Origin of the sequence: Staphylococcus sp. MB377 (assembly GCF_001922505.1) — a bacterium.
Classification (GTDB): domain Bacteria; phylum Bacillota; class Bacilli; order Staphylococcales; family Staphylococcaceae; genus Staphylococcus; species Staphylococcus haemolyticus.
In genome coordinates this window covers 22,928-33,950 of record NZ_MAON01000007.1, presented here as the reverse complement: position 1 = coordinate 33,950, position 11,023 = coordinate 22,928, and the positions used below count along the sequence as shown (strand labels likewise).

The 11,023-nt window shown below is 30.5% G+C and carries 11 protein-coding genes and 1 riboswitch; of the genes, 9 read left to right on the top strand and 2 right to left on the bottom strand.

The window, feature by feature from the left end:
* Positions 1-332 precede the first annotated feature (332 nt).
* Complete coding sequence (locus BB045_RS01670; RefSeq protein WP_053025177.1) at positions 333-809, bottom strand: sigma-70 family RNA polymerase sigma factor; 477 nt, start codon at positions 807-809, stop codon at positions 333-335.
* Positions 810-1,065: 256 nt separating this feature from the next.
* Between BB045_RS01670 and BB045_RS01665 the strand changes: the two genes are divergently transcribed.
* The 7 genes from BB045_RS01665 (at position 1,066) to ribH (ending at position 7,958) form a co-directional block, all read left to right on the top strand.
* The gene (locus BB045_RS01665) at positions 1,066-1,287 is read left to right on the top strand and encodes a hypothetical protein (RefSeq protein WP_011275450.1); all 222 of its coding nucleotides are present in this window, start codon (positions 1,066-1,068) and stop codon (positions 1,285-1,287) included.
* Positions 1,288-1,494: 207 nt separating this feature from the next.
* Positions 1,495-2,346: a peptidoglycan release complex glucosaminidase SagB gene (sagB, locus tag BB045_RS01660; RefSeq protein WP_075140431.1), complete on the top strand. Its 852-nt coding sequence runs from the start codon at positions 1,495-1,497 to the stop codon at positions 2,344-2,346.
* Between the two features lie 336 nt (positions 2,347-2,682).
* Complete coding sequence (locus BB045_RS01655) at positions 2,683-4,173, top strand: FAD/NAD(P)-binding protein (RefSeq protein WP_053025175.1); 1,491 nt, start codon at positions 2,683-2,685, stop codon at positions 4,171-4,173.
* 153 nt (positions 4,174-4,326) lie between these two features.
* A riboswitch (FMN riboswitch) is annotated at positions 4,327-4,468 on the top strand.
* Positions 4,469-4,608: 140 nt separating this feature from the next.
* Positions 4,609-5,652 carry a bifunctional diaminohydroxyphosphoribosylaminopyrimidine deaminase/5-amino-6-(5-phosphoribosylamino)uracil reductase RibD gene (gene ribD / locus BB045_RS01650; protein WP_053025174.1) on the top strand — a complete coding sequence of 348 codons (1,044 nt, stop codon included), beginning with the start codon at positions 4,609-4,611 and terminating at the stop codon, positions 5,650-5,652.
* Positions 5,653-5,658: 6 nt separating this feature from the next.
* A complete protein-coding gene (locus BB045_RS01645; protein ID WP_070581343.1) occupies positions 5,659-6,291 on the top strand; it encodes a riboflavin synthase in 633 nt (210 codons plus the stop codon).
* 15 nt (positions 6,292-6,306) lie between these two features.
* The gene (locus BB045_RS01640; RefSeq protein ID WP_053025172.1) at positions 6,307-7,488 is read left to right on the top strand and encodes a bifunctional 3,4-dihydroxy-2-butanone-4-phosphate synthase/GTP cyclohydrolase II; all 1,182 of its coding nucleotides are present in this window, start codon (positions 6,307-6,309) and stop codon (positions 7,486-7,488) included.
* 11 nt (positions 7,489-7,499) lie between these two features.
* A complete protein-coding gene (gene ribH / locus BB045_RS01635) occupies positions 7,500-7,958 on the top strand; it encodes a 6,7-dimethyl-8-ribityllumazine synthase (protein ID WP_053025171.1) in 459 nt (152 codons plus the stop codon).
* 52 nt (positions 7,959-8,010) lie between these two features.
* Here the strand turns inward: ribH and BB045_RS01630 are convergent, their stop codons facing one another.
* Positions 8,011-9,012 (bottom strand): proline dehydrogenase family protein, encoded by a 1,002-nt coding sequence (locus BB045_RS01630; protein ID WP_070581345.1) that lies wholly within the window; start codon positions 9,010-9,012, stop codon positions 8,011-8,013.
* A 224-nt stretch (positions 9,013-9,236) separates the two neighbouring features.
* Between BB045_RS01630 and BB045_RS01625 the strand changes: the two genes are divergently transcribed.
* On the top strand, positions 9,237-10,064 hold the full coding sequence (locus tag BB045_RS01625; protein WP_053025169.1) for an alpha/beta fold hydrolase: 828 nt from the start codon (positions 9,237-9,239) through the stop codon (positions 10,062-10,064).
* A 468-nt stretch (positions 10,065-10,532) separates the two neighbouring features.
* Positions 10,533-10,934: a transcriptional regulator, SarA/Rot family gene (locus BB045_RS01620; RefSeq protein WP_070861642.1), complete on the top strand. Its 402-nt coding sequence runs from the start codon at positions 10,533-10,535 to the stop codon at positions 10,932-10,934.
* The last annotated feature ends 89 nt before the right edge of the window (positions 10,935-11,023 follow it).

The following is an 11,023-nucleotide window of genomic DNA, read 5'->3' as shown; positions in this document are numbered from 1 at the left end:
CACTTCATCTGAAAAATTTAGATTTTTATCTTTAATTCTTAATGTATTTAATATAGACTTACACATAGGCGCATTACCTTTCTTTTTTATTTTGTTTGGTAGCTAATAATTATAGAGGTAATTGCGCCATTTTTGTATTCAAACATAAAAATTGGACTGATGATTTTTAGTCATCAGTCCAATTTATTATAGAGCCGAAATAATAAATTAGTACCTTTTTAATTGGAAAAGGTAGCACCATGTCATAAGTCGAAAAGCAGCATTTAGTTTTATGTTCACTATGTTGCAATGTTTGAATATAAAGCAAATGGTAAGAATTGTGTGGAATCATATTATTCACCTTTAAAATAATAATCGGTGAGCTTTTTTATAGAAGAGGATTTATACTTTTTAATACTCGATAAAGAGACATGCATTAAGTCGGCAATTTCGAATTGTTTATAGCCTTGAATAAAATAGTTATACCATGCGAGTTCTTGTGCATTTAAAATTTTGGAAATGTCATTATAGTCGAAGAAAGTTATCTCTGTATTAATAGAAGTAATTTGAGGAGTTTGTAAATTATCGACTTCAACTATTTCTGGTTTTACATTTTCTTTTCTAAATAAATCAATTAAGTAAAAATTGAGCCGTTGATAGAGATAAGAGGATAAACAAATATTTGAATTCTTATTGTAATTCTTAGATAATTGCCACAGTTTAATTAGCAATAACTGATAAAATTCATCATAATTATACTTGACGTAATAACGTTTTAACAAATAATGAATAATTCTATGATATTTATGATATATGTCATCAAAATTCATTGTACTTGGAATTCGCTCCTAGGTTAAGTACTTAAACAAAATTTCCGGATATCTAAAATTTAAACTAACTTATTTAAATTATCATTTGCGTAATTTGAAAAAAGGGTGTTAAATAGTAAACATAGAATAATGAAAGTATGCAAAATAATGGTTTAAGTCATAAGTAACTCAGTAATGCGACAATTAATTATGAACATACCTAACATTCATAAATATATTTAAGTTCTAGTCAATTTGTAACGTGGGAGGTATAAATTTGGATTACGCACATTTAAATCTAGAGCATTTTTTTGCAAGAAATGATGATTTAGACATAATTAGGGATCGTTCTGAATTTGTAATGATTAACAATTTCACAAATGAAATGATGTATCGAGATGGTGAAATAGAAGGAACAGTTGATTTAAATCAATATTATTACAAGAATAGATCTCAAGCAGCTAGTTTTATAATGATGGATTATCGCAAAGATAACTAACAATAAATAGTTATGCTTTATGGAATCAAGTAATGAAATTCTATATGTTTCATTACTTTTTATTTTGCAAAGTTTCATTTTGATTACTTTTATTTTATGAATATGTAACATCGCAAGTATAAAATTGTTTATAAGAATTAATAATGTTAAACTTTATTATCATAAAGATTTTAAAGAAAAAACAACATTGACCTAAGAGGTGTGAATATGACGAAGCACAAAAAAGGCTCAATTATTAGCCTAGTGGGGTTATTGATTGTTTTAGTCGCAGCAGGTTTTATTTTCTTTACTATGATTTCAGATCAAATATTCTTTAAAAAAGTAAATGAAGAAGAAAAAGTAGAGCATTTAAACGTTACACTAAATAAAGCTGCCGATAAACAAATTGATAATTACACAAGTCAACAAGTCTCTAACAAGAATAATACTGCTTGGAGAGATGCTTCAGATAATGAAATAAAAGCTGCAATGGACAGTAGTAAGTTCATTGATGATGACAAACAAAAGTATCAATTTTTAGATTTATCTAAATATCAAGGTATTGATGAAAACCGTATTAAGCGTATGTTATTCGATCGACCTATGTTATTAAAGCATACTGATGCATTTATTAGTGCTGCTAAAGAGAAACATGTGAATGAAGTTTATTTAATTTCTCATGCTTTATTAGAAACTGGTTCAGTTAAAAGTGAATTAGCCAAGGGTGTAGAAATTGATGGTAAAAAATATTATAACTTCTATGGTGTAGGTGCTCTCGATAGTGATCCTATTAAAACTGGTTCAGAATACGCAAAAAAACACGGTTGGGATACTCCAGAGAAAGCCATCAAAGGTGGTGCTGATTTTATTCACCAACACTTCCTATCACATGATGATCAAAATACGCTATACAGTATGAGATGGAATCCTAAAAATCCAGGTAAACATCAATATGCTACTGATATTAAATGGGCAGAAAGTAATGCTCAAATTATCGCAGATTTCTATAAAGAGATGAAAACAGAAGGTAAATATTTTAAATTATACGTATACAAAGATGATAATAAACATCAAAAATAAATAATTGTAAGTAAACTAAAGCCAACGATCACACTGATTCAAGCAAGTGATGACGTTGGCTTTTTCTTTAATATATTTTATGTTCACAAACATTTATTCGGCTTTATTTTTTCGAGTTATCCAACTAAATGCTATAACAAATACTACTAAAACTTTTAAGAGAAATTTCATTTTAGTTCACCTCATTAACTCAATATTAACATATCAATATAGGATAAAGAAAAATGGAGAATGTTAAGTGCATATAAGTATAAATTATTTTAAGCAATTTATGATATTGATATAATTAAATTATTAAAAATTCTTGTTAGAGAAAATTAAAAGGATGATGAATATATGCGTGTAGCAATTATAGGGATGGGCACAGCTGGTGTTAGTGTACTAAGGCAATTAGTCAAAAATAAAGCGTTTAAAAATCTTGAGGTTGATGTATATGATCATGATAAGAATATGGGGCAGGGTGTACCTTTTCAAAATGACAGCAGCCAATTATTAATTAATTTGCCAACTAAGCGAATGAGTTTGAATTTGGATGATGAAGAAGAGTTCTGGAAATGGTATCAAGAGCAATCAGAATTTAAATTCGATAATCCTAAATATCTTCCGAGGTTTGTATTTGGTCATTATATGAAGTCATACCTATCTAACTACGACTTGTTATTTGATAATTTAACCATTATTAAGCATCCAGTTCGTGAAATTTTTACAAATTCAGAAATTGATGAGACTACATTAACATACTATGTATGTACTTCAGAAGATATGAGTGAATGGAAAGAGTATGATTATATATTCTTAACGACTGGCACATTCGCATATCATGATCCATATAAACTAAAAGGGAATAAAGGTTATATTCAAACACCTTATCCTACATATAATACATTAGATGAAGTGTCTCAATCAGACGATATTGCAATTATAGGCACTGGATTAGCCAGTTTAGATGTAGTTAGATACGTGACTACACATCATCCTAAATTACCAATAACTATGACTAGTCGCTCAGCACATTTACCTAGTGTTAGAGGAAATATGATAGATGTTGAGTTTAAACATTTAACTAAGCAAAAGTTTAATGAATTGAAGTCGCAATATTATGGAAATGTACCTTTAGAATTAGCTTTTGAATTATTCCAATTAGAATGTAAAGATCATAATATTGATTTAGAGAAACTAGTATATCGTCGCACAGGAAATACAATTCAAGATTTACAGTATGATCTTGATAGACCTGATGAAATTGGTGTGTTTCAAAGTTTAATTGAAAATATTAAAGAAAATCTAAACTGGATATGGAATAGCTTTAGTCGAGAAGATCAGCAAGACTTTGATAAACGTTTCTCAAAAATTATTCAATTAAATTCTAACCCTATGCCACCTCGTACTGCAGAGTTAATTATAGACTTAATAAATAATCAATCATTAATTGTTAAAAGCGGATTAGAAGATATTACTTATAAAGACAACCATTATTTATTGGAATTTAACAATGATGATTATTATTATCAATATGATGTCATTATTAATTCGACTGGATCAAAAACACATTTATCAGATTTAGATGAGGAAGATCAGCTTATTCTTAACCTACAAAACAGACAAATTGTTCAACCACATCCAATGGGAGGTATACAAATTATTCCAGAAACCAATCAAGTCATAAGTCCAAGATATGGAACTCTCAACAATATGATAGCTATTGGGCAAGTAACTAATGGCGTTAATAAATTGCGTAATGGAGTGAAGATGATCGTTGATCAAGCGGTCAATTCTGTAAATTATTTATATGAAAACCAAAGTAAATTTGACCATTTTAGTTCATAATGTAGACATTTACACTTAAATAACTAAATTCCATTATTAGTTACTCTGTTAAATAATATGCAGCGTTGACGGTTTGTAATTTTTAAACAATAAGCGTATGATTAATGTTGTAGTTATTAAACTACGTTAACTCAAACAATCACAATTTCATATGAATTCTTTCGGGGCGGGGTGCAATTCCCAACCGGCAGTAATATAAGCCTGCGACCTGTCAAAGTAAAAGGTAATAACTTTGATGGCTGATCTAGTGAGATTCTAGAGCCGACAGTGAAAGTCTGGATGGGAGAAAGAATGAGTCGTCATTATTTGATAATTATGATGGTTATTTAGCATACACATTTACTAATGTTGTAAGCTTATTTGAATATATATTTGGTCTCCCTATGCCTTTAAGCACTTTATTGGTATAGGGAGTTTTGATTATGAGGTGATTTATTGAGTAATTTTATGAAATACGCTATACAACTCGCACAAATGGTTAAAGGACAAACAGGTATCAATCCTCCAGTTGGTGCGGTCGTTGTTAATAACGGCCGAATAGTTGGACTCGGTGCTCATCTAAAACAAGGTGAGAAGCACGCGGAAGTACAAGCACTTGATATGGCTGGAAAGGAAGCAAATGGTGGAACAATCTATATTTCGTTAGAACCATGTACCCACTTTGGCTCAACACCACCATGTGTGAACAAAATTATTGAATTTGGACTAAGCAAAGTTAGTTACGCTGTTAAAGATACGACATTACCTTCTGAAGGGGACGCTATTTTAGAACAAGCTGGGATTGATGTAGAACATCAATACTCTGAAGAAGCAGCTGCCTTATATAAAGACTTTTTTAAAGCTAAGTCAGAGCAAATCCCTGAAATTACGATGAAAGTGTCTGTATCATTAGACGGTAAACAAGCAACAGATTTAGGTCAGAGTAAATGGATTACTAATTCAGAAGTCAAACAAGATGTCTACCATTTAAGACATACGCATGATGCTGTGTTGACAGGAAATGGCACAATTAATGCTGATAACCCACTTTACACGACTCGTATTCCAAATGGTAAAAATCCAATCCGAATAGTGCTGTCTAAAAGTGGCAATGTTGACTTTACGAAACAACTTTTTCAAGATTCGTCGAGTGAAGTGTGGATTTACACTGAAAATCAAACGCTTGAAAGTCCAAATCGAAACATAAAGGTTATCTGTATAGATAAATGCGATTTAAAAGATATTCTTAAAGATATTTATAAGCGTGGTATTGGTTCATTATTAATTGAAGCTGGTCCTCGTATAACTTCCAAATTTCTCCAAACTGATTTTATTAATCAACTTATTATTTATTACGCCCCGAAAATAATAGGTGGTTCTGGAAAAAATCAATTCTTTCAAACTGCGGATATTATTGATTTAAATGAAACCACTCAATTTGAAATTTCTTCTACTGAGTTAATTAATCAAAATTTAAAAATGATTTTGCGAAAGAAGTGACAACTTATGTTTACAGGTATTGTTGAAGAAATAGGTACTGTCAAAAATATTCGTACTCATCAATCGGTTAGAACATTGGATATAGCTTGTCAAACTATCACAGAAGACATGAACATCGGTGACTCTATTAGTGTGAATGGAGCTTGCTTAACAGTGATTGACTTCACAAGTAATTATTTTTCTGTTCAAGTTATAAAAGGTACTGAAGATAAAACATATCTATCTCAAATCAATAAAAATGATGAAGTCAACTTAGAAAGAGCAATGTCAGGAAATGGACGTTTTGGAGGTCATTTTGTTTTAGGTCATGTTGATGACAAAGGTGTTATAACACAAGTTAAGGAAACTCCTAATTCAAGGATAGTTTCGATTAAAGCATCTACAAATATCATTAATCAAATGGTCAAACAGGGTTCAATCACTGTGGATGGTGTGAGTTTAACAATTTTCGATTTACGACATGATAGTTTTGATATTCATTTAATACCTGAAACAAGACGTTCAACGATTTTATCTTCTAAACAAAATGGCGACCAAGTTCATTTAGAAACGGATGTTCTTTTTAAATATGTTGAACGAATGATAAGTAGAAATGAGTCAAAGCTTACATTAGATAAGTTAAGAGCATTTGGCTTTTAGGAGGCGTAATTATAGATGGAATTTGACGATATTATGGATGCATTAAATGCTTTAAAACGTGGTGAAAGTATTATTGTTGTGGATGACGAGGATCGTGAAAATGAAGGAGATCTTGTAGCTATAACGCAATGGATGAATGATAATACTATTAATTTTATGGCTAAAGAAGGTAGAGGGCTAATTTGTGCACCAATTAGTAAAGACTTGGCACTCAAACTTAAACTAATGCCTATGGTAGAACATAATACGGATGGTTTTGGAACTAATTTCACAGTAAGTATCGATCACGTTACAACATCAACCGGTATAAGTGCATTTGATAGAATGGCAACGGCACGTGCTTTAATTAATCCAGAATCTGGGCCTGAAGATTTCCATAAACCTGGACATCTTTTTCCACTAATAGCTAAAGAAAACGGTGTGTTGGAACGTACTGGTCATACAGAAGCAGCTGTAGATTTAGCGAAACTAACGAAAGCAGTTCCAGCAGGTGTTATATGTGAGATCATGAATGAAGATGGGACAATGGCTAAAGGTGAACAACTAGAAGCGTTTAAACATCAACATGGTCTTAAAATGATTACTATTGAAAGTTTAGTTAATTATCAAAAAGACAAAGACACTAGTGTTGAGTTAAAAGCAAAAGTTAATATGCCGACAGATCATGGAACTTTTGAAATGTATGGATTCGAATCACCATTAACTAAAGAAGAAATTGTTGTACTTGCTAAAGGAGAACCACGTGCCACAGAAAATGTGCGTATTCATTCTGCATGTTTAACAGGTGATATTTTCCATAGTCAAAGATGTGATTGTGGTGCACAACTAGAATCAGCGATGAAATATATTAATGAGCATGGTGGCATGATTATTTATTTGCCTCAAGAAGGAAGAGGCATAGGGTTAATCAATAAATTAAGAGCATACGAATTAATTGAACAAGGTCATGATACAGTAACTGCCAACCTAGCTTTAGGTTTTGACGAAGATTTGAGGGATTATCATATAGCAGCTCAAATTTTAAATTATTTCAATGTACAACAAGTGAATTTGTTAAGTAATAATCCTAAAAAATTTGAGGGATTATCTGAGTATGGTATTAAAGTTGCGGACCGCACACCAATTATTGTAGCTGAAACAGAACATAATCATGATTATATGAATACTAAAAAAATAAAAATGGGACATTTAATTTAGGAGGAATAAAGATGAATTTTGAAGGTAAATTGGTAGGAATAGATCTAAAAGTAGCTATTGTTGTAAGTCGATTTAATGATTTTATAACGAACCGTTTATTAGATGGTGCAAAAGATACACTTGTTCGTCACGGTGTGGAAGATAGTAATATAGATGTTGCTTATGTACCTGGTGCATTTGAAATTCCTTTAGTTTCTAAAAAACTAGCTCAGAAGGGTGAATATGACGCAGTCATCACTTTAGGTTGTGTAATTAGAGGTGCAACATCTCATTATGATTATGTATGTAATGAAGTTGCTAAAGGAGTATCAAAGGCGAATGATGTAAGCGATATTCCAGTTATATTTGGCGTATTAACCACTGAAAGTATTGAACAAGCGGTTGAAAGAGCTGGAACTAAAGCGGGTAATAAAGGTGCTGAAGCAGCAGTAAGTGCTATTGAAATGGCAAATTTATTAAAACAATTTTAATTAAAAAAATAAATCCTCGACAAAGCAATAGCAGTGTCGAGGATTTATTTTTTTATCTTTTTAATAATCTTGTAAAACCAGAAATAATAAATGCAACTCCAAGGCCTAGGCTAGTGAAAAGACCAATTTTCTTCAATGTTTTAGTTGAAACAAATTCTTGATATGCAAGAGCAAGGTTTTGGGGGCGTTCAGCTAATCTACGCATGAAGTAACCGAACCAATCATTGCCATAAGGAACATAAATTGTGAAATGGTATCCTTGTCGAGAAATATCCTCAGCTAATTCACTACGGAATCCGTATAACATTTGGAATTCAAATTGATCTCTATCAATATTATGTGATTTAACAAATTGTTTAACGTGGTTAATTATTTGATCGTCGTGTGTAGCGATTGATGTATAGTTTTTCGCATTTAAAAGACGTTTCTCAATGATTTTTATGTAATTTGCATCAATCTCTTCTTTAGTTTGATATGCAATTTGTTCATCTTCTTTATATGCACCTTTAACTAATCTTAAGCGCAAATTAGGATATTTTTCAATTAAGTCAATTGCATCATAAAGGTAAGCTTGTATTACTGTTCCAACGTTTCTGAATTCCCCTTTAAGTCTATCTAACACTTCAACAATTTGCTGTAAACTGTCATATTTTTCAGTGTCGATATTAATATGCATATTATCAAATTCGTTGGCTTTAAGTAGAATCTCTCTTAAATTATTATAAGCTAGCTCAGTATCAAATTCACCACCAAGAGAACTTAATTTTACAGACATATGAGCATCGACATTATAATCTTTAATAGCTTGCATAACTTCTAAAATTTCATTCTTAGCTTGAGTAGCTTCTTCAACCGTTCCTACAAACTCGCCAAGATTATCAACTGTAACTGCTATATTTTTATCGTTGAGTCTCTCAATTGTGTCAATTAATTGCTCGATAGTATTACCAGCCACAACTTTATTTGCACCCATTTTAGGACCTACTTTTTTTGCTGTTTCATTTAAATAAGTGCTATTTGATAATGCAATAAAAAAATTCTTAAAAAGTGACATATCCCATTCCTCCATATTACATAAAACTTATAATTTAATAATAGTTTAGCATGAATAAGTGATTGTAGAAAGCGTTTTCAATTATCTGAATACTATAAAAAAGGTATAATTACAATATCGAACTAAAATTTGTAATCACTTTGTCTTTAAGATTTACACCAGTCCAAACCAATAATCTGATATAATACATTTATTGAAATATAAGTTAGAGAGGAATTATACATATGTGGAAATGGGAAACTGAACACGATGCTAAAGGTGTCGTAGTTATAGTGCATAACATTTTAGAACACACTGGCAGATATGCATACGTCATTACAATGTTAAGACGTAATGGCTATCACGTTATAATGGGTGATTTACCTGGTCAAGGTCAAACTTCTAGAGCAAACAAGGGACAAATTGAGCATTTTGATATCTATCATGAAACACTAATAGAATGGGTTAGAATTGCTAATGAATACAAGATTCCTACTTTTGTCATGGGTGTTGGACTAGGTGGATTAATATTATTAAATGTACTTGAAAAAACAGAATTACCTATCGAGGGTATGTTACTCCTTTCTCCATTGTTAGAATTTAAAAGAAATAATAAGACACGTAAAAATATGTTAATTTCAAATGTAGGTAAAGGTTCTAAGGACGCACGATTCAAATTAGGTATTGAAACTAAAGATTTAACGCGAAATGATGAAGTTATTGAAGAAACAAAACAAGATGGATTAATGTTAAGAAAAGTAACCTACAAGTGGTATAACATTGTGTTGGAAACAATGAAAGATACAATTCAACATTTCAAAGATATACAATCTATGCCAACGTTACTAATGTATGGAACGGAAGATAAATTATTGGAATTACGCTCATTCAATGAACTTAAAAATAATTTAAACACTAATGAATTTTATTTTAAAGTATGGGAAGGCCTCTATCATGAAATTCATAATGAACCTGAACGTGATCAAGTGATGCGTTACGTGTTGACGTTTTTAAATAATAGTGTGAATACAATGGGTTTTATAGTAAATGAAGAAGAAATCGAAGAAGTTTAAAAATCAGAGTGTGTGATGAAGTAATATTTCATGACTACAATGCAAATTCGTCGTAATTGATCAAATTGAGAAACGATTTATAATATTTCTTCATTTCTAGTTATCCTTGAGGAGCTGGGACTAAGAATTCGATGAGAATTCTGTTCTGGCTCCTTTTTGATAAACAATTATATGAAATGCAATTGATTAATGCACAAAGATAATTCAATATTTAGAAGTTAACATCTTTTAAATTAAAGTAAAAATATAATATAATTTAAATATTATATGTTTTTAATTTTAATTATATTTAGTTGAATTACCAATAAAAATTTAAAGTAATTTAACATATGCTTTAATGTAAGTTAATTTTTTGGAGTTATTATAAATTGTTTAATTACAACGAGAATAATTGGGTAAATATATAATGATAGTTAATTCTATAATTATTTAATCGGTATGTGTACAATTATTTAGGGAGGGAGCAACATGAATAATCAAGCAGACGAGAATGTTTCTATGATTTTGCAGCTTGAAGAAGTGTGTAAAGAAATCAATTCGATTTTTAAAGTAATTTATGAAACTTATGATTTGACCAAAGAAGAGGTTCTCATTTTACTAACTTTATGGGACAAAGGGTCCATGACGTTAAAAGAAATGGATAGTTACGTTAATATTAAATCGTATAAACGTACACGTACATATAACAAACTTGTTCAATCTGAATGGATATTTAAAGAGAGACCATTAGATGATGAACGAACTGTAATTATTCATTTTAATAAAGAAAAGCAAGAACTTAAAGATGAACTACTAAATTTTATTACTTCTACTATTAAGAAACGATATGAAATACTTGAAAATAGTCTAAACTCATTAATGCGTATTTAATCGATTTGATGTTTTAGTTTAGATTGTTTTGAATATAATTTAGAGAGATTTTTCGACAAAACAATCCACTCCATAATTAAACTATGGAG

Coding starts and splice junctions, on each gene's coding strand:
- BB045_RS01645 (WP_070581343.1), top strand. CDS start 5,659: ATGTTTACAGGTATTGTTGAAGAAATAGGTACTGTCAAAAATATTCGT.
- BB045_RS01620 (WP_070861642.1), top strand. CDS start 10,533: ATGAATAATCAAGCAGACGAGAATGTTTCTATGATTTTGCAGCTTGAA.
- BB045_RS01670 (WP_053025177.1), bottom strand. CDS start 809: ATGAATTTTGATGACATATATCATAAATATCATAGAATTATTCATTAT.
- sagB (WP_075140431.1), top strand. CDS start 1,495: ATGACGAAGCACAAAAAAGGCTCAATTATTAGCCTAGTGGGGTTATTG.
- BB045_RS01640 (WP_053025172.1), top strand. CDS start 6,307: ATGGAATTTGACGATATTATGGATGCATTAAATGCTTTAAAACGTGGT.
- BB045_RS01630 (WP_070581345.1), bottom strand. CDS start 9,012: ATGTCACTTTTTAAGAATTTTTTTATTGCATTATCAAATAGCACTTAT.
- BB045_RS01655 (WP_053025175.1), top strand. CDS start 2,683: ATGCGTGTAGCAATTATAGGGATGGGCACAGCTGGTGTTAGTGTACTA.
- BB045_RS01625 (WP_053025169.1), top strand. CDS start 9,237: ATGTGGAAATGGGAAACTGAACACGATGCTAAAGGTGTCGTAGTTATA.
- ribH (WP_053025171.1), top strand. CDS start 7,500: ATGAATTTTGAAGGTAAATTGGTAGGAATAGATCTAAAAGTAGCTATT.